General features: G+C 60.6%; 11 protein-coding genes and 1 tRNA gene. 4 read left to right on the top strand and 8 right to left on the bottom strand.

Annotated elements, in window-relative coordinates; genetic code table 11:
• Positions 1-250: 250 nt before the first annotated feature.
• The 3 genes from ACUIAH_RS04045 to ACUIAH_RS04055 all read right to left on the bottom strand — a co-directional run bounded on the left by ACUIAH_RS04045 (position 251) and on the right by ACUIAH_RS04055 (position 6,113).
• On the bottom strand, positions 251-1,525 hold the full coding sequence (locus ACUIAH_RS04045; protein ID WP_445341472.1) for a glutamate-cysteine ligase family protein: 1,275 nt from the start codon (positions 1,523-1,525) through the stop codon (positions 251-253).
• Between the two features lie 137 nt (positions 1,526-1,662).
• Positions 1,663-3,963, bottom strand: a complete 2,301-nt coding sequence (locus tag ACUIAH_RS04050; protein WP_445341473.1) for a glycoside hydrolase family 3 N-terminal domain-containing protein — start codon at positions 3,961-3,963, stop codon at positions 1,663-1,665.
• 59 nt (positions 3,964-4,022) lie between these two features.
• Entirely contained in the window at positions 4,023-6,113 is a 2,091-nt protein-coding gene (locus ACUIAH_RS04055; protein WP_445341474.1) for a beta-galactosidase, read from the bottom strand.
• A 413-nt stretch (positions 6,114-6,526) separates the two neighbouring features.
• Here ACUIAH_RS04055 and ACUIAH_RS04060 point away from each other — a divergent pair, with 413 nt between their 5' ends.
• Positions 6,527-7,183: a TetR/AcrR family transcriptional regulator gene (locus ACUIAH_RS04060; protein ID WP_445341475.1), complete on the top strand. Its 657-nt coding sequence runs from the start codon at positions 6,527-6,529 to the stop codon at positions 7,181-7,183.
• 78 nt (positions 7,184-7,261) lie between these two features.
• Here ACUIAH_RS04060 and ACUIAH_RS04065 read toward each other — a convergent pair whose 3' ends face one another.
• Both ACUIAH_RS04065 and ACUIAH_RS04070 read right to left on the bottom strand, forming a co-directional pair.
• Positions 7,262-7,915 (bottom strand): sugar O-acetyltransferase, encoded by a 654-nt coding sequence (locus tag ACUIAH_RS04065; RefSeq protein WP_445341476.1) that lies wholly within the window; start codon positions 7,913-7,915, stop codon positions 7,262-7,264.
• Positions 7,916-7,999: 84 nt separating this feature from the next.
• Entirely contained in the window at positions 8,000-13,450 is a 5,451-nt protein-coding gene (locus ACUIAH_RS04070; protein WP_445341477.1) for an acyl-CoA dehydratase activase-related protein, read from the bottom strand.
• A gap of 509 nt (positions 13,451-13,959) precedes the next feature.
• Here ACUIAH_RS04070 and xseA point away from each other — a divergent pair.
• Both xseA and ACUIAH_RS04080 read left to right on the top strand, forming a co-directional pair.
• Positions 13,960-15,234, top strand: a complete 1,275-nt coding sequence (gene xseA / locus ACUIAH_RS04075; protein WP_445341547.1) for an exodeoxyribonuclease VII large subunit — start codon at positions 13,960-13,962, stop codon at positions 15,232-15,234.
• A 72-nt stretch (positions 15,235-15,306) separates the two neighbouring features.
• On the top strand, positions 15,307-15,618 hold the full coding sequence (locus tag ACUIAH_RS04080; protein ID WP_045924047.1) for an exodeoxyribonuclease VII small subunit: 312 nt from the start codon (positions 15,307-15,309) through the stop codon (positions 15,616-15,618).
• A 7-nt stretch (positions 15,619-15,625) separates the two neighbouring features.
• Here ACUIAH_RS04080 and ACUIAH_RS04085 read toward each other — a convergent pair whose 3' ends face one another.
• Positions 15,626-16,651, bottom strand: coding sequence for an endonuclease/exonuclease/phosphatase family protein (locus ACUIAH_RS04085; RefSeq protein ID WP_445341478.1), 1,026 nt, complete (start codon positions 16,649-16,651; stop codon positions 15,626-15,628).
• 166 nt (positions 16,652-16,817) lie between these two features.
• Between ACUIAH_RS04085 and ACUIAH_RS04090 the strand changes: the two genes are divergently transcribed.
• Positions 16,818-16,890: transfer RNA gene (locus ACUIAH_RS04090), tRNA-Arg, on the top strand.
• A gap of 319 nt (positions 16,891-17,209) precedes the next feature.
• On the opposite strand, the gene ACUIAH_RS04095 is transcribed toward ACUIAH_RS04090, so the two are convergent.
• Complete coding sequence (locus ACUIAH_RS04095) at positions 17,210-17,962, bottom strand: Fic family protein (protein WP_445341479.1); 753 nt, start codon at positions 17,960-17,962, stop codon at positions 17,210-17,212.
• Positions 17,963-18,359: 397 nt separating this feature from the next.
• Positions 18,360-19,715 carry an ABC transporter substrate-binding protein gene (locus ACUIAH_RS04100; RefSeq protein ID WP_045924046.1) on the bottom strand — a complete coding sequence of 452 codons (1,356 nt, stop codon included), beginning with the start codon at positions 19,713-19,715 and terminating at the stop codon, positions 18,360-18,362.
• Between the last annotated feature and the right edge of the window lie 46 nt (positions 19,716-19,761).

Genomic DNA, 19,761 nt, shown 5'->3' on the forward strand with positions numbered 1-19,761 from the left:
ATGTCGCCATGTCGAGGACGAGGGACCCATGGGGCCCACCGCGGTACCACCTCGCTTGCCCGGCCAATGACCTGCGCCGGACCGCTTGAACTGGGCTATGCGGGCCCGCCCGTCGGTTCTACTGAGGATCGCCGCAAGCGAACCCGTTCTTCCGAGGGCTCCCCGCTGATAACGGATCAAGGCCCATTGGTGACCAGATTATACCATCCTCAGGAAACCTGACCCGCCCGTTCGCATAACGAAACAGTCGTCAGGACTGGAAGCGTTCAGGATGGCGTGGATCGCCCGGCAGATCATCCAGAGTGTTCTCGGCACCTAGCGCCTGCCGCCAGAAGTCCAGAGAGCGCCCATAGGGGCTGGCCTGCCCGCCGTGGGCCTGCAGATCGGCCTTGGCCTGGAGCACGTCCTCCTCGCTCACCCCGTCCAAAAGCTCGACAAGTCTGGCGAATCGATCCGAGTCGTAGAAGATACCGCCGACGATCTCCAGAAGTCGGCTGGCACGTTTCATGGGCAGGGAATCCCAGTGCCTGAGCTCGATGTAATTCTTCAAACGGACGTCGTTGAAGTGCGTGGTCAGGATATGCGCTATCTCGGCATCGTTGAGCCGGCGGTCAGGATAGATCTCCCCGGCGTTCTCATGCCAGGCAATGAAGAACTGACGACCCTGCGGCCCGTCCACCTCAGGGGTGTGGGAGACATCCGCCACCATGAGCGGGGTGGAGAGCATATCCACGGCGTAGTCCTCCCAGCCGAAGCCGTCCTCGAACAGCCCCGGAATCAGGCCTGTGCGCTGGGTGTCGAGCCAATCCCAGATCCGCTGGCGTCGCAGGGGCATGCGGTTGGGCTTCCCCTCAAAGATCGGAGTATTGCGGAAGAGGTAGGCCAAAATGGGCCCGATAGCCGTGCCCAGACGTATCTTGGCGATGGCATCGTCCTCATCCCGGTAATCGATGCTTATCTGGGTGGAGGCGGTGCTGCGCATCATCATGGGCCCGCACTGGCCGATGCGACCCAGGTAGGTGTTCATGACCGCATAACGTTCCTTGGGATTGACGCCCACATCCGCATAGGACCCAGCCGGACGGTACCCATATTCGACCAGACGGAACCCCAGCCGGTCGGCAATGGGGTCGACCTCGGCACGGAAACGACGGTAGAGATCCTCGAATTCCCGGCTGTCGCGCACCACGCCCAGGGAGCACTCCACCTGGCTTCCGGGCTCCAGGGAAACCACGCAGCCCGGCCTGCTCAGCCCGACCAGGTGGCCATCCTCCCGGTATTCCTTATCGCCGTCGTAGCAGGGCTCCAAGGCCGACAGCAGAGCCTCGATGCCCCGCTCCCCCTCATAGGGAACCGGAGCGTCGGACCCGTCGTTGCGGACCGGCAGATGCTCGACCTCAATGCCGAACCGCCACTTGGACCGTGGTTTGGATCCGCGTGTGAAGTAGTCGACCAGGCTGGCCACATGCCGAGGATTTGGGACCGTCAACAGGTGCGCATACCCAGCGCCTACGCTTTTCCTCATGCTGCAATGGTAGAAGCGGGCGAGGGCCATGGGCAACCAACACGCGAGGAGTTCCACAACAAGGTATCGGTCAGTCGACCGGCGGCAATCCAGAACAACCGCAAACTAAAGCAACCGCAACCCGGTCGATTTCATGCTCAGCCCACGGTCACCGTCACGGCCTGCAGGTCTTCCCTGCGCGAGGAGGATCCCACCAGCACCTGGAACTGACCGGGCTCGACCCTGCGGTTGCAGTCGGCATCAACCAGGGTCCACTCAGACACCGGTAGATCAAAAACCACCTTCCGGGTCTGCCCTGGATCCAGCTGAATCCTTTGGAAGGCCTTCAGCTCGCGGTCGGTCCAGCTGACGGAGGTCACCAGGTCGCTGATGTAGGCCTGGACGACCTCGGTGCCTGGGCGCTGGCCGGTGTTGGTGAGGTCCACAGTCACCCTGACCCTGTCTTCAGGGCCGACGGCATCCGGTCCATCGATCTGGGGCTTTCCGTAGGCAAAGGTGGTGTAGCCCATCCCCTGGCCGAAGGCGAAGGCCGGCTCTTGGGTCAGGTCGGCATAGCGGTCACCATGCTGGCCTCGGATCTGGTTGTAGTAGACCGGCAGCTGGCCCGCATGCCTGGGGAAAGTGATGGGTAGCCTGCCTGTGGGCTCAACCTTGCCGGTGAGAATCCTGGCCAGGGCACGGCCGCCCTGCATGCCCGGGTCGGGCTGCCAGATCAGAGCCCTGGCCGACTGTGCGGACGGGGGCAGGATCAGCGGCTTGGAAGACATGAGCACGATGACCATGGGCTTGCCCGTCTGCGCCAGGGCATCCAGCAGATCGCGCTGAGGACCATAGAGCTCCAAGGTGGCAGTCGAACGGCCCTCGCCCACCAGCTGGACCACGTCGCCGACCACGGCCACCACCAGGTCGCTTTGCCTGGCCAGGTCCACTGCCCTGTCGAAGCGGTCCTGATCGATCCTGGCCGGGGCCGCCACCTTGGGCCTGGGCTGGCCGTCGGGGAAGAGCGGACCCGCGGGATCGTCGACCAGACGAAGCACATCGACGCCCTGCTCGCAGTCGAGCCGCCAGTTTGCAGGCAGCTCCTGGCGCAGACCGTCGGCCACGGTCGAGATCATCTCCCGAGGCTGGTCCTTGATCCAGTCGCACTGGCCCGAACCGCCGGCCCAGTCCCCCAGCTGGTTCTGGGCATCGTCGATCAGTGGACCCACCAGGGCGATGCTGTGCGCTGAATTATCGCCAGGACAGCCATCGGCATCTACCCCACCGAACAGGGGCAGGATGCCGTCGTTCTTCAAAAGGACTGCCGACTCCTGGGCCACCTGAAGGTTGAGCTCCTGGTGCTCCGGTGAGTTGATAATCGCCTTCTGGGCCTCGGGGTCGGGCAGACGCGGATCCTCGAAGAGCCCCATGCGGAATTTCAGGGCCAGGATGTGCTTGACCGCCCGGTCGAGGTCTTCCTCGCGCAGCAGCCCGGCATCCAGCGCATCCAAGGCCCCTTGGTAGAAGCCGGGCGTGGTCATGATCAGGTCGTTGCCGGCCTTGACGGCGGCTGCAGCGGCCCTGGTGTAGTCGGGCTGCACCTTCTGCTCCCAGACCATCCGGCCCACGTTGTCCCAGTCGGTGATCAGGGTGCCCTGGTAGCCCCACTCCCCTCGAAGCACCTCGTTGAGCAGCCAGTTGTTGATGGTGACCGGTACCCCGTCGATGGACTCGTAGCCCAGCATGAAGGTGGCCACACCCTCCTTGGCCAGCCGCTCAAAAGGCGGCAGGAACCAGGAGAGCAGCTTGCGGTGCGAAAGGTCCGCCTCGGAGGCGTCGCGCCCGCCCTGGGTCTCGGAGTAGCCGGCGAAGTGCTTTGCCGTGGCCAGCACAGCGTCCTTGGGGAGGGTTCCGGTCATGGCTGATCCGCCCTGGTAACCACGCACCATGGCCGAGGCCATCTCGCCGATCAGGAAGGGGTCCTCGCCGAAGGTCTCATCCACCCGGCCCCAGCGGGTGTCCCTGGCGATGCAGAGCACCGGGGAGAAGGTCCAGTGGACGCCTGTTGTGGCGACCTCCTGGGCTGTGGCCCGCCCCATCCGCTGAACCAGTTCAGGATCGAAGGATGCTGCCATGCCCAGCTGCTCGGGAAAGATGGTGGCCCCGCGGAAGAAGGAATGGCCGTGAATGCAGTCGTCCCCGATCAGCAGGGGAATGCCCAGTCGTGTGCGATGAACGGCCTTGTCAGCCTTGATCATGTTCTGCGGAGAGACATGCAACAGTGACCCGGCGTGCTGATCCACCACCTCCTTGTCCACTCCCGAGCGGGCATCAAGCTGCATCATCTGGCCCACCTTCTCCTCACGGGTCATCCGGCCCACCAGGTCGGCCACTCGCTCATCCACGCTTAGGTCGGGATTGCGGTAGGGCAGGTCCTCCGTCAACTTTCTTGATGCCATCTGGGCACCTTCCTTTCTTCATATCCGGTCAGTCTGAAGCCGATCAGACTGAAGCCGGTCTATCGAACGATGATCGCCAGGTCCCAGGGTCCGATGGTCATTGATTGGCCCTGGTCGACATGAGCCTGAGGATCAGCCTGCCCGTCGGCCACCAGCAGATGCCCCCCGTAGGGCGCGTCCAGCTTGACCTCCTTGGACGAATAATTGAGCAGGTAGGCGACCTGCTCCCCCAGGGCGTTGATGCCCTCCCGCACGGTGACCAGGCCAGCCAGATCCCGAGCAGGACCGCTCAAGCCAGCCGCATCCGCCGCATCCGAAAGCAGCTGCCGCATGCCCTGGGCCGACGGCAGAGTGCCGATCCACTCCGCGCTGCCGTGGCCGTAATCATGACGGGTCACAGCCGCATACCGCCCCCAGACCGGGTGGTCATAGGATGCCAGGACCTGCGTGTCGGAACGCGGATTCAGCAGCTCGATCAGCCCCTGGCAGACCGGTCCAACCTGGTCGGCTTCGGCTCCATGCAGATCCAGGGTCAACCCCTTGCCGGGACGGGTGAACTGGTTGTAGTCGATGCCGAACACCTCGGTCAGCAGATGCGGAGCCTTGTCATGCCAGACCTTGAGGTTCTCGTCCGCTACAAAGGAGCGCAGCGTGGCTACCAGGTGACCTCCCTGATGGGCATAATCGGCCAGGGCCTTCAGCGTATCCTCACAGGTGCTGTACAGGGCAGGAACCACGACCATGGCATAGCGGCCCAGCTGGGACTGGTCAGCCTCCTCGCTGATGAAATCGCACTCGATGTTGAGCTCGAAGAGGGCATCGTAGACCCGTCTGACCACATCGTTGTAGGAGATCTGCCCCTGCTGACGGGGGAAACCGGTCTCCAGGGAGAACCAGTCCAAGGCGGTCAGGGAGTCGTTGCCCACCATGATGGCGACCTTGTTGCGCTTTTGAAGGTTGATCAGGCGCTCACCCACACCCTTCTGCGCTATCTGCCTGCCGAACTGGCCGGCCTCCTCATAGGTGGGGTTGGGTTCCATGTCCTGTGAAAGCAGCCCCTTCCAGTAGGTCTCAAAGGAATTGTGGATGGAATGCCAGTGCCAGTACATGACCCCGTCAGCCCCCGAGGCCAGATGGCTGTATGCCTGCAGCCTCAGCTGCCCGGGGTAGGGCAGCCAGCCGTTCTGCCCCTGGGCGTCGGTTTCCAGAACCAGGTAGTTGGCACCGCCCTTCAGGCTGCGGGTCATGTCCCCGCCGAAGGCGATCTCCTTGCCGGTCAGGTCATCTTCAGAAGGGTGGTAAATGTCCGCGCCGGCCACATCCAGGCATTCGGCCGCTTCGAAATGATCGACGGCGGGCTGAAGGCCATATGACCAGCCTGGGCTCCAGTCGAAATCGAAGTTGTGGGTGACGAACTGGTCCTCGCGGGCATATTCGCGCACGATGTCAGCCTCCCAGGCCAGATAGCGGCTGACCTGGCTTCGACGGAAGCGGTCGAATGCCGAACCAAGGGAGGCGTTGATGGTCCCGGTCAGGTCGGGAAAGTCCTCCCAGGAGTCGATCCTGTTGGACCAGTAGTCAAGGCCAAAGGCCGCATTGAGACGGCCCAGGTCATTGCCAAAACGCCGTCGCAGATCCTTGACGAAGAGCCGTTGCATGTCGGGCGATACACAGTCGTAGTACTTGGTTTCGTTGTCGACCTGGTAGCCGATCACCTGGGGGTTGTCGGCCGCATGGCTCACCAGCCTGCGGATGACGCGCTCGCCGTAGTACCGGTAGGAGGGGTTGATGATGTCCATGATCTGGCGAGCGCCATACCGGCTGGGACCCTTGGGGGTGTCCGCCAGAACTTCCGGATGCATGGCGACCAGCCAGGCGGGGACGGCATAGGTGGGCGTGCCCACGATGACCTGAATGTCGAAGCGGCCAGCGGCATCCAGCACCCGGTCCACATGGCTGAAGTCGAATACGCCAGGCTGGGGCTCCAGGGTGCTCCAGGTGGATTCGGCGATACGAATGGTATTGATGCCGGCGGACTTCATCATGGACATGTCCTTGTCCACCCGCTCATAGGGCATGTATTCGTCGTAGTAGGCGCATCCGAAGATGAGCCTGTCCGGAAGGCGCGTGCTGCCCGCATTGTCTGACATGATGAACTCCAATCTTGATTGACGGGACTCAATTCATAGGGCGATGGTGCTGAAAGATCGCGGCTCCAGCTTTGACTGGAAGCCTTGGCTTTCTTCCCTAGTCCATCCCAGATCGGTTGACGGCTCCGATGAGACCTTATGCACCTGCCGCAGTTCCGAATCACCCAATGCCGGGGTTGTTGAGTCGCTCATGGTGCCGACATCTTTCAACTAGTCTTCTCTGACGCTTTCATCGTGGAAAAAGCCATATCTACTAATTATTAGATAATGATATATCTAACAGGTATTCAATGATTCTGTCAAGTCATCGACTCTATGCAGGGCCGCGGGTGCCACGACTTGTTTTCTCTCCCCAGACGAGCCGGAACCCTTGTGCTGTTGCCAATACGCCCCCATGTACCATAAGTATCAACATGTCCAAGAGCAGTGAAAAGGAGCCGCAAGACCAGGAAATGGGGAGCCGAACAAGAAAATCACCGGAGGCGAGAAGAGCGGAAATCACACAGGCCGCTGCCCGCCTCATCAGCCAACATGGGTACAACGGCATATCGCTCAAAGACGTCGCTGACATGGTAGGGATGTCGCAACCGGGCGTCCTCCATTATGTGGGCAGCAAGGAAGGCCTGCTCTCCCTCTTGGTCACGGATATCTATGATGCCGATGGCACGCCAGAGGAATTCCTGCGGACCGGCCTTCCCGGGTCAGACCCCGAACATCCGCATCTTCCGGCCTATTTTGACTATTTAGTCGCCCACAATGCCGACCAGCCCGAACTCACGCAGCTGTATACGGTCCTAGAGACAGAGGCCATTTCGGCCAGCCACCCCTTGCATGATTATTTCATCCGCAGGCCGGCAGAGGTCTGGAAGCGCTATTCTGAATTCCCCTGGCTGCTTCCTGATGGCATAGCGTGGGCAACAGACATGCAGGACAAGGTGAGGATGAGTCTGGAAGTCATGGACGGCATACAGATACGGCTGCTGCGTGAGCCGAAAATCGACTACATCCAGGAATGGGACCGGTTCAAAGCGCTGATTTTTCCCTCACCACTCTGGGATGGATATTGCTGATCAGCACAGGCATTGCAGTGGCCAAACCGCAGTTGCCGGACACCAGCCGACAGGGACATCCAAGGAAGCAGCTACCAATCAGCCTTCCTCATCCATCCTGAAAGGCCGGGCATCGTAAGGCGCCTGATACCGACGATCCCCCCAGTAGTATTCATAATCGTGGTCGTTGATGGGACGGACGGCCTTGCAGGGGTGGCCGTAGGCGACCACATCAGAGGGGATGTCCTTGGTGACCAGGGACCCTGCCCCGATGACCGTGTTGTCGCCGATGGTCACTCCCGGCATGACGATGGCGCCTGCTCCGATCCACACATTCCTGCCTATGCTGACCGGAACCGAGAACTGGGGCGTTCCATATACGCGTATATCGGGGCGAATGGTGTGCCCCGTGGTGACGATGGTGACGTTGGGTCCGAACATGGTGTGGTCGCCTATGTCAATGCGTCCGTCGTCGACCAGAACCAGGTTGAAGTTGGCGTAACATTTGCTCCCCCAGTAGGTGTTGCAGGCCCAATTGGCCCGCACTGGCCCCTCAATCCAGCTGCCTTCGCCGAATGAACCGAACATCTCTTTGCAGAGGTCCCGCTTTTTCTCCGCCTGGCTGGGACGGCAGGCGTTGAACTCGAAGACCAGATCCTGCTGGGCGTCCTGGACCTGCTTCATTTCGGGTGTATCGGCAATGTAGATCTGGTCGGTGTCCAGCAGAGCCTTGATCTCCTCGCGGCTGGTCATGGGAAACCCCTCTTTCCTTGATCTTCGTGGTTCAGCAGCTCCAAGGCCGGCGGGTTAGTCCCGGAACCGGCCTCGGCCTGGCGGCTACAGGCTCTCCAGAACCTTCTCCTCGTCCTGGACGGGTGCTGCCTGCCCAGCATCCCGACCGGTCGATCCAGATGCCTGGGATTCGACGTTGGCCCTGTGGCCCTGGGTGGCATTTTGCTGGCCGCCTGGCTTCTTGGCGGCGGCGATCATCAGCTTGATCCTGTTGAGCTGATTGGCCTCCGAGGCGCCGGGATCGTAGTCGATGGAGACGATGTTGGCCTCAGGGTAGGTCCTGCGGATCTTGCCGAACATGCCGCGTCCTGTCACATGGTTGGGCAGGCAGGCAAAGGGCTGCGCACAGACGATGTTTGGGGCGCCGGACTGGATCAGCTCGATGATCTCGCCGGTCAGAAGCCAGCCCTCTCCCGCCTGAACGCCCAAGGAGGTGACCGAGGCAGCCTTCTCCCTCAGGTCGGTGATATGAGCGGGAATGTCGAACTTCCCATGGGAGGCCTTGAAGCCGGCGATCATGGGGGCACGGTAGGCATCCGCCGCCTTGAGGACGATCTTCTTGACACCTACTGGTCCGCCTGTGCCCAGCATCTCCTCGTTCCATTCAGCATTGGAGATGCCGTTGACCATGAAGTCGCAGACACCGGGGAGTACAGCCTCGCAGCCCTGGCTTTCGATCAGGTCGACCACGTGGTTGTTGGCATCAGGATGGTACTTGACCAGGATCTCTCCGACTACACCCACTCGAGGCTTGCGGGGGATATTACGCAGGGGCAGCTGGTCAAAGGCCCGGATCATCCGCTTCATCAGCGTGCGGTAAGGCAGATATCCATGACCGTAGACCTTCTTGGCGGTCTTGGAGTACCCGTGGTGTTCGATGGTCTCCTTGCAGATCGTGTCCCAAAGCTTGTAGAGCCTGTTGGCCGAGCCGGGCTCCTGCTCGTAGGGGCGAACCCTGAGCAGGCACTCGATCATGGCATCGCCCAGGTAGAAGGCCTTGACCGCGCGGTGCAGCAGGGCCGGGGTTACCTGGAGGCCCGGATTGGCCTTGAACCCCTGCACGCTCAGCGTGATGATCGGCACGTAGCCGTAGCCCGCATCAGCCAGGGCCTTGCGCAGGAGGCCATAGTAGTTGGTGGCCCTGCACATGCCACCGGTCTGGGTGACAATGACCGCGCACTTGTGTGGGTCGAACCTGCCGGACAGGAAGGCGTTGACCAGCTGCCCCACCACGATGATGGCAGGGAAGCAGGCATCATTGTTGACATACTTGACACCGGTGTTGATGTCTTCGGCCGTGGCATGCTTCAGGAGCTCGAAGTGGTAGTCGGCGCTGGAGAAGACCGCCTCCAGGAGGGAGAAGTGCACGGGGGACATCTGCGGCGCCACCACTGTGAATTTGTGACCCATCTCCTTGGTGAAGCGATGCTCAGTGGCGTACTTGGACAGGGTCGGTTTGGCGGCGGCCCCGCTGGGCTGAGCAGCTTGGCCTTGTTCGGCCGGAGGCTCTGCCGACTTGGTTTCGGCTTCCTGATCCTTCTGCCGCGAGGCCATGGTCTCTCGGATGGGCCTGATGCCCATGGGATGAAGGCCTATCAGACCCTGGTCGCTCTTATCGTGCAAAGCCACGAACCGTGCCAGAGCCACAATGTCGGCCTTGCGCTGGGACAGGCTGATCTTCTGCGCGTTGGTGGACCGGAACCCATCGGATGCCGGCTTGTCAGACGCATTCGCATCCACTGCTTCAATGCGGTCTGCAGACTCTTGAGAACCCTGAGAATCAGATGATTCCTCCGCCTGAACCAGGTCAGGCAACGGATCAGCATCCTTGACCGCGACCTTGGCAGGCGCTTGCTCCTTGACGGGGGCTTCCTTCTGGGCAATATCCCGTTGATGGCGTTCATCCATGGCGGCCTTCAGCGAGCGCAGACGGATCTTGGCTGCACCCAGGTTGGAGACCTCGTCGATCTTCAGCTGCGTATAGACATCACCCTTGTCGGCCAGAATCTCCTGGACCTGGTCAGTGGTGATGGCATCCACGCCGCATCCGAAGCTGACCAGCTGAACCAGCTGCAGGTCGGGATACTCGGAGACGAACCTGGCTGCCGAGTAGAGCCTGGAATGGTAGGCCCACTGGTCGGTCACCCTCAAGGGCATCTTCTGATGGTCGTCGCCGAAGCTCGGCACGGTCTTGCGGAACTTGGTAGCCGTGGGGTTGTTGGAGGCCAGGGCCCGCTCCCCCGCCGCCGGGATGATGTAGTCGCTCAGCTTGGGCAGTTTATGCACGTCCAGCTCGCAGATCGAATCCTCTGAAAGCACGGCCATGCCCAGGGAGCAGATGGTCTCGGGAATGCCGTGGTTGACCTCGGGGTCCACATGGTAGGGACGGCCCGACAGAACCACGCCCTTGACTCCGTACTCCTGCATATAGGCCAGGGCACGGAGCCCCTCCTGGCGGACGTCCTCCTTGAAGCGGACATCCTCACGGTAGGCCTCCTGGACGGCCGTCCTGGCCTCTTCCTCGCTCACATTGGCCCAGTCGAAGACCTTGACGATCCGCTCGACCATCTTCTCCCTGTTGGAGAGGTTGAAGTAGGGCCGCATGAAGCGGACGCCGTTCTCCTTGAGCTCGGCCATATTGGCCTCGATCACCACCGGGTAGTTGGCCACGATGGGGCAGTTGTAATGGTTGTCCGTATCGGGAACCAGCTCCTGCTCATAGGTGACGCAGGGATAGAAGATGGTCTTGATGCCCTTGTCGACCAGGGAGTGGATGTGCCCGTGGACCAGCTTGGCCGGGTAGCAGATGTTCTCGGAGGCGATGGACTCCATCCCGCTCTCGAAGAGCTCGTGGTTGGACCGCCCGGAGATCATGACCCGGAAGCCCAGGGAGGTCAGCAGGGTGAACCAGAAGGGGTAGTCCTCGTACATGTTGAGCACGCGAGGAATGCCGATGTCGCCTCTGGTGGCCTTGTCCGGGGTCAGACGGCGGTAGGCGAAAGCCCGCTTGTACTTGAAGTCGTAGAGGTTGGGCCTGTCGGAGCGCTTCCTGTTCTTGTCGCCGCCACGCTCGCAGCGGTTTCCGGTCACGTAGCGGCCGCCGTCCTCGAATTCGGTGATGGTCAGCTTGCAGTGGTTCTGGCAGAGCTTGCAGACATCGTGGGTGGTGGTCATGGAGAGGTTGTCCAGATCGTCCCCTGCCAGAATGGAGCTGACCACATGGCCGTCCTGCACCTTCAGGTCAGGCAGGGTCGCCTTGAACCCCTGGTCGTTCTTGGAGGCAATCTTGTTGACGGCGGCCGGTGACGACTTTGGCTTGGTGGAAGTCGGAGCCTTATTGGGGGTGGTGGGCGTGCTGCCCACGGACTTCACCCCGTCGGCCATGTGAGCGGCAGCGGTCAGATCCTCGACCTCTTCATTCTGCGGGCAGTGCATGCGGGCCGTCAGTGCAGCACCATAGGCTCCCATGAGCCCGGCGATGTTGGGCCTGGTCACCTTGCGACCGGTCAGGAGCTCAAAGGCCCGCAGGACGGCATCGTTGAGGAAGGTGCCTCCCTGGACCACGACCACAGGCCCCAGGGCGTTGGCATCGCGCAGCTTGATGACCTTGTAGAGGGCGTTCCTGACCACCGAGTAGCAGAGCCCGGCGGCGATATCCTCCGGGGAGGCGCCCTCCTTCTGAGCCTGCTTGACCGAGGAGTTCATGAAGACCGTGCAGCGCGAACCCAGATCGGTCGGAGCGTCGGAGGCCAGTGCCTGCTTGGTGAACTCCTGGATGCTGATGCCCATGGACTGGGCGAAGGTCTGCAGGAAGGACCCGCAGCCGGCCGAGCAGGCCTCGTTGACGCAGATGGAATCGATGACCCCGTCGTTGACGGCGATGTACTTCATATCCTGCCCGCCGATGTCAATGACCGAGGTGACCCCGGGGCTGATCTCCTCGGCTGCCCGGTAATGGGCCATGGTCTCGACCACACCCTCGTCAACGTGCAGGCCGGCCTTGACCAGACCCTCACCATAGCCGGTAGCGCAGGCACGGGCGATGTAGGCGCCCTCGGGCAGGGACTTCCTGACTTCCTTGACGATGTTGGCGGCGGCAATCAGCGGGCTGTCCTTATGCACCCCGTAGGTGGACCAGACGATGGTCTTGTCGTCGTTGACCAGCACGGCCTTGATGGTGGTGCTGCCCGCATCGATGCCCAGGAAGTGCGGCCCCTTGGCTCCTGACAGGTCTCCGGTGGGGATGACCTGGGCCCCATGCCGGTCGTTGAACTCACTGCGCTCCTCCTCGTTCAGGAAGAGCGGGCGGATCGTTCTGGCCGTGGAGGGCATGTTCTCCAGGCCCTTCAGGGCGGAGAGGACGCCATCCAAGGAAGTCAGATCAAAGTTCATGTCTTGAGTGTGGCTGGCATCCTTGGCGGTTTCGGTCGCGGGAGCCTTATGCTCACCGTCCACCAAGGTGGTGGTGCGGCCGTCCTGCATGGCATCCTGCAGAGCCATCTTGTCCAAGTTCGAAGCCTTCTCGGACCGTGCCTTGTCGACCTCCGCCTGATCCAGCCCCCAGGCCGGGCCGAAGGGGTCGTTCACATCGGTCTCTGGCGAATAGTCGGTCTTGACCTGCGCAGCGCTGTCCTGGTCGTCCTGCTCGCGGCGGCCAGCCATGATGGCAGCGCCGTAGGCCACATAGAGGTGCGCGTTCTCAGGGATGATGTAACGGCTGACCCTGTCCTGAAGGATCCGCTTGAAGGCTTCCCTGAGCTCGCTCATGAAGAAGAGGGGCCCGCCCAAAAAGATCACGTTGCCACGAATGGGACGTCCGCAGGCCAGTCCAGAAATGGTCTGTGTGGCCACGGCATTGAAGATGGATGCAGCCAGATCCTCCTTGGCGGCTCCGTCGTTGATCAGGGGCTGGAGGTCGGACTTGGCAAAGACCCCGCAGCGCGAGGCGATAGGATAAATGGTCTTGTACTTGGCGGCCATATCGTTCAGGCCTGAAGCATCGGTGTTGAGCAGGGTGGCCATCTGATCGATGAAGGCTCCGGTCCCGCCTGCGCAGGACCCGTTCATCCGCTGTTCTGGCGTGGGCTTCAGATAGGTGATCTTGGCATCCTCGCCGCCCAGCTCAATGATCACGTCCCCCTCGGGGTAGGTGGCGTTGATGGCCTCGGTCTCGGCAATGACCTCCTGGGCGAACTCGGCCTGCAGCTGGCTGGCCAGTTCCAGCCCGCCCGAACCGGTGATCACCAGGCTGATGGGATTGCCTGCCAGGCCAACCCGTGACAGGGAAAGCTTGATGTCGGTGACCAGCTCGGCCACACACTGCCGCACATTGGCATGATGGCGGCGATAGTCGCTGAACAGCGCCTGATCCAGCCTGTCACCTGCGCCAAGGACCACGGCCTTGACTGTGGTGGAACCGATGTCCAAACCCACACGCAGGAGATCCCGCGGTCCTGTGCCCTTATATCGACCCGCTATGTCGACGCCATCAGACATGAAACAACCTCAATCCGTGAGACCGCCGCATGATGGGTCCAAAAAGCAGACACCACATCATATCCGGCTTACCCTATTTATGCTACCGCCAGAGCGTGAATAACTTTTGCAATATCAAGGAATCAAGACTGTCTCCTTTGACACAGCCGCCAGCAGAACCGCCACCGATACAGGCAAGCCACAGACTGGGACAGGTGCATCAAGGCGTTGGTTGCAACCCTCGTCCTCCACGCTTTCGCCTCAATGACAGCCTGCCCGCAAATGGAAGAAAAGCCGCTGTGCCCTTGGCGAAATCGGCTCAGGAGCAGTCGTCAGCAGGCCTGCGAAGGACTTACAGGGAATAGGGAATTGTCCCCGTATTGAGAGACCCTGAGAGAACGTTTCCTTCACCGACCAGCCCGCATGCCATCCTGTACAGGCCGTTGCCAGATAGGTTGGTCAGACTGGCGGAACCGATGGTCAGGAGGTATCAGGTGCGAGCATACATGGGTTCGAACATGCGCGGGTCGATGGGTGCGCCGGCTGGCCCAGCACCGTCAGGACTGGCTCCCAAACCATTGGATCAGCTGCCCCGCCTGGCACGTGACACCACCGAGGAGGATCCCTGGCCGGTCAGCGTGCTCAGCCAGAAGTACCACGATGCCGTGGCCCGCTGGCCCGGAGCCTGGGTGGAGGGTCAGATCGTGGAGATCAACACCCGCCGTAGCGGCTCGGCATATCTGACCCTGCGTGACAACTTCGAGGACATCTCCATCAACGTCATGGGCTTCCGGGCCTTCGCCACCCAGGCCAGGGAATTTCGTCAGGGCGACCGGGTGGTAGTGCATGGGCGGCCTGACCTGTGGATCAAACAGACCCGTCTGAGCTTTATGGCCGACAGGATCAAGCGCGTAGGCACCGGTGACCTGAAGGAGCAGATTGACCAGCTCAGGCGCAAACTCAAGGGCGAGGGCCTCTTCGATGCGGAAAACAAGGTTCCCCTGCCCGAATTCCCCCGGCGCATCGGCCTGATCTGCGCGCCCAAGGCCAGAGCCGAGGGGGATGTGATCACCAACGCCCGCCTGCGTTGGCCCACCATCGAATTCTCCGTGGTGCACGCCCACGTCCAGGGCCCCCAGTGCCCGCCCGAAGTGGTCGAAGCCATCCAGAAGCTGGATGCTGATCCGGCTGTGGATGTGATCATCGTGGCCAGGGGCGGCGGCAGCTTCGAGGATCTGCTGGGCTTCTCGGACGAGTCCGTGGTCCGCGCCACGGCAGCCTGTCTCACTCCCATCGTCTCGGCCATCGGCCACGAGGACGACTGGACCTTGATTGACCTGGCCGCAGATCTGCGTGCCTCCACCCCCACTGACGCCGCCAAGCGGGTGGTGCCCGACCTGGTCGAGCAGGAGGGCATCGTCCAAGAGGCCCGGATGCGCATAAACGCGCGCATCCAAAATATGGTCGAGGGCGAGACACGGCTGATTGAGGGATACGCCAACCGCCCCAGCCTGACCAAGCCGCAGACCATGCTGGACAAGCCCCAACGGCTGGTTGACGAGTCGCTGGTCCGCCTGGACATCGCCCTGCGACGGATCGTGGACGACGCCTCCCTGACCGTGGAGAAGCTCCAGTCCTCGCTGACCGCCCTCTCTCCCCAGTCCACGCTGGACCGCGGATACGCAGTCGTGCAGACTCTGGACGGGAAGGTGGTCGTCAGCCCACAGCAGGTTCAGACCGATCAGGATCTGACCTTGACCGTCAAAGAGGGCAGGATCGAGACCAGGGTCGTCAGCGGGCAGTGACCGATCCCACGTGGTCAGCTACATATAATCATCAGGAATTTGATAACGCACTATATAAGAAGAGGAGCATAAATGAGCGACACCGATGAGGAGCAGGGCAAGGAACAGCCGGTACTGGCTTCGGCCCTGAGCCAGAAGGAACGCGAAACCATCGCCAAACTGCCCTATGAGCAGGCCCGGGACCAGCTGATCCAGGCGGTTCAGGCGCTGGAGGCCGGCGGCCTGGATCTAGATGCCTCCATGCGTCAGTGGGAGATCGGCGAGGCTTTGGCCAAGCGTGCTCAGGAGCTACTGGGCCAGGTGCGGGCCAAGCTCGATGCCGCCCAGCAGGAGCAGGCCAGCGCCGGGGCACAGGCTGGCACCCAGTCAAACTTGGATGCCTGAAAAGCCACTACTCCACCATTACCGTGGCCAGCAGGGCCGCATGATCCGAACCCTCGATAGGTATGGCCTGCAACCGATTGGCCCTGATGCCCCGATCCACCACCACATGATCGATGGCCACCAACCTGGGCAATGGAGCTCGGTTGGCTGGCCAGGTCATGCTCATGCCATGCCCGGCCTGACGTGCTCCATCACTGAACCGCTCCCCCAGCATGTCTCGGAAAACTGCATGATCGTAAGTGGCGTTGAAGTCCCCCAAAAGCACGTATCGCGTGTGCTCATGCTTCCGCAGTTTTCCCAGGTCGGACACGCTGCGTCGCCAGGCATTCCAACTGCCCGGTTGCGGCGAGGTGGTATGGACCGAGACGAATCTGACACTGGTCCTGCCCCTGCCGAAGTCGATGCTGGCCGCTGGCATCATGGAAGAGCGGGAACCTACGTCGTCCTTTGAAGGTGACTGCATTGGCGCGGCCGTCCAAAGCCCGTTGGCGTATTCCTTCGAAGATGTGGAAAGCTGCTCGTGGGGCAGATAGCGGTCGATGCCGGCCTTGTGCAGACGGTCCACAAAATCCTTGCTGACCTCCTGCAGAGCCAGCACCTCGACCCGGTTGTCGCTGACAGTCTTGACCACCTGATTGGCATCAGCCTGACCCTTGTAGACGTTCAGGGTCATGACCCGGGCCACATTGTCATACCGGTCAGGATGCTCAAGGGCCATGAGCTGATCAGCTTGCCCATTGAGCTCGGATCCCTGCTGGTAGAAAGGGTACTGCCAGTAGACATTCAGTGCCAAGGCGGCGATAAGCATCAAAGCCGTGAACCATCGTGAAGCCATCAGAGCCAAGACCAGGGCCAGCAGACTCAAGAGGATAAACCAGGGCGTAAGAGCGGCCAGATCAGGCAGGTAGGGTATTGCTGACAGCCATGCCGGGCAGGCACGCGCCGCTAGGGTCAGCAAGCTGACCAACGCCAGCAGTCTGGCCGTCCACCCAAAGACATGCTTCACTAGGAAGGACTGTCTGAATTTCGCCATGGTCTCCTCCCAAGGGATACACAGTCAGCTTGACCGTTGAGCAATTGTAAACCATGACGTATGGCGGACCGGGATAGGAGGCTAACTTTCTCCAGGAGGCACACGGTCCTAGCCTGCACATCAGCGACCTGCCCGAGTCGCACTTCGTGGTACAGTAGTTTCCGTTGCCCCGGTAGCTCAGGGGATAGAGCACTTCTCTCCTAAAGAAGGTGTCGTGCGTTCGAATCGCATCCGGGGCACCCTGAAAGTTCAGGCATAAAGAAATACCTGGCTTTGCTCCCCGCATTCATTTTCCAGCCCAATGACTTTTGTATTCTGACGCGTCGCCTCAAGTATTCCCCGCTAACCTGTATCCACTGCATCCCTACATGTACATTGGCATGGGTTGCCCCTCCTGGACGAGGTGTCGGTACTGTTAGTCAGACTTATACGCGGTTCGGCTGACACAGGTGCCGGGCAGACCATTGAAATCAGAGCAGCCAATCAGGCCCGGGCTGACTTACACTATGTATTGATTGCTGTGCTTGTTTGACCGTCCCAAGCCGGAAGAAGAAGAGGCTATAGAGTGGGGCTGTCCATCTGCATTCCGTGAGTCTGCTCAGGGGCGGAGAACGGCATTTCATCCCCGTTATCTCTCTGCTCGGCCAGCAGTGCCTGCTGCCTGTTCCACCTGGCCAAATGATGAATGATCGTTTGATCATTGTTGAGATAATAAGCAGCCAGCTCCCGGTTGAACCAGGTCCTGTCCTTATCAATGGTAGGCACGGTCAGCGGATATTGGTCGCCGTGCGCGATCAGCAGCCCATTGCCGGCGAGCAACGCGGTCCTCTTATTGCCGTCACCGAATGGCTGCATCTTGGCTAAGCCAGCGAAAAGGCGCACCGCATCCTCCAGGATGTCTTCTCCAGTTGCTCCCTCAACAGTGCCTCTTATCAGGTATGCAAGGGTGGCGGAATCAGGCACGGGCGGCTCATACTTCCCCAAAGGGGTATTGACCATGACAGGGGTGCGTTCGTCGCGCAGCTTGCCGGGTTCCATGGCGGCAGTCCTTGTCAGCTGTGCGTTGATGGACTTCACGTACTCCAGATCGATCGGCTTGCGTGCATAGTCGTAGTGCAGGGTGTACTCTGCGGCCTGTCGCAGGTCAAGCAGAAGGTTGTAGTCAGCCTTGGAATTGACGACACGAGGGTTGCCCGTGCGCAGGAACTCCTCGGTAGCCATGAAGGTCGACTGCAACCCATCAAAGGTGCGGCCCATGGAGTACAGAAGCCCTGCAAGTTGTTTGGTGCTCAGTGATCCATGCCCGCTCATGTGCGTTTCCTTCCGTTCATGTGCTGCTTATTCTCTCATGTCAGCCATGCTTTGCGTCGGCTGTTTTCACCTGGCTTCCGACCAACAGGCAGGCCGTGAGTTGCTTACAGCTGATTTAGCATTGACCTCTTCGGCGACATCGATCGAAAAGAGCTTTACACAATAAGTTGTGTCACCGCACACGCCAGTTACGGTTATCGAAGAACACCCTCGTATTGCTCATCGGTACATAAAGGCAAAGATGGAGCCACAGTCTTCAATCTGATTCTCACTGCCATCAGTGTAAATTGAATACTGCAGGCCTACACCACGATACGTATGCAAGAGTCGGCCAGGGAAAGACCATCTCTCCCTGGCCGACCATTCATTATAGAACTACTCTGCAGAGCCTGGCTTGCTACTTTTTCACCGTGTAGCCCTGCTGCTTGGCGTAGTTCTGCAGATCCTTCTGCCAGGCGGCGATCCCCTGATCCAGCGTGGCCGACTTGGAAGTGAAAGCGGTCATCTTGTCGCCATAGATCCCGCGAGCATAGACCTCAAAGGGCAGGAACTTATAACCAGGCAGAACGTTCTTGGCGGCCTGCGACAGAACCTCGTTGAACTTCTGGCCACCAAAGTAGGCGTTGTCCTTGCCGTCGGCATCCTTCAAGCTGGTCATTGACAGGAACTCGTTGGACTTCAGCGTGTTGTTGTCAGCCGGGAAAGCGCCGCCATCGACACGGGTCTTGATGCCCTGCGCGTTGTGGCAAGCGTACTCCAGGAACTTGTACGCGGCCTTGCTCTTGGAATCGTCCTTGGTCTTGATCATAGCCAGGGAAGACCCGCCGTTCTCGGAATTCTCAGTCCCGCCCTTTTCCCAAGTCGGCATCTGCGCCACACGCCACTTGCCGGAGGCATCAGGGGCACCGGACAGCAGGTTGTATGGCATCCAGGCGCCGGTGAGCAAGGAGGCGATTGATCCGTCGTTGAGGCCCTTGTTCCAGTCGTCCGACCATCCAGGAATCTTCGTGTTGATCAAGTCCTCGTTGATCATCTTCTGCCAGTAGTCGTCCCACTGCTTGACTTTGGGGTCACCCGTCAGATTGATGGTGACGGTCTTGCCGTCCTTGCTGGTGGCAAAGGGCTTGGCGCCGGCCTGCCAGGTCATGGAATCGAAGAACCCTGCATCGCCTGAGTCCGAAGTGATGTAGGAACCGACGGCCTTGATCTTCTTGGCTGCCTCGTAATACTCATCCCAGGTCGTGGGCACTTCGGTCACTCCGGCCTTGTCGAACACTTCCTTGTTGTAGAACAGAGCCATGGGCCCGGAATCCATAGGCAGCGCGTAGACGCCGCCATTCAAATTCACTGAATCCCAAGTGCCCGGCGTGTAGAAGCTCTTGTACCCGGAGGCGCCCATGTCAGACAGATCCTGCAGCTTGTCCTGAGTGGCATATTCGGGCAGAGCATAATACTCGATCTGTGCAAGGTCAGGGGCGCCCTTGTTGGCGGACAGGGCATTGTTCAAGGCCGTGTACTCTTTTTTGTTGGTGCCGACATTGGTGACCTTCACCTTGATGTCGGGATTCTTGGCTTCGAATCCCTTGACTGTCCGAGGAAGAGTCGAATCCCATGACCAGACCAAGATTTCGGTCTTCCCGTCTTTGCCCGACGCAGAGGAGCCGCTGCCGGATCCGCCGCAGCCGGCGAGTCCGAACGCCATGGCTACAGCACCTGTCAGGGCTATGACCTTCGTCATCTTTTCGAACCTCATTGTCCCTATCTCCTTTTCTGTTGTCCTTGGCAACAACACATGACTA

The sequence above is a fragment of the Bifidobacterium sp. ESL0820 genome (assembly GCF_052606235.1).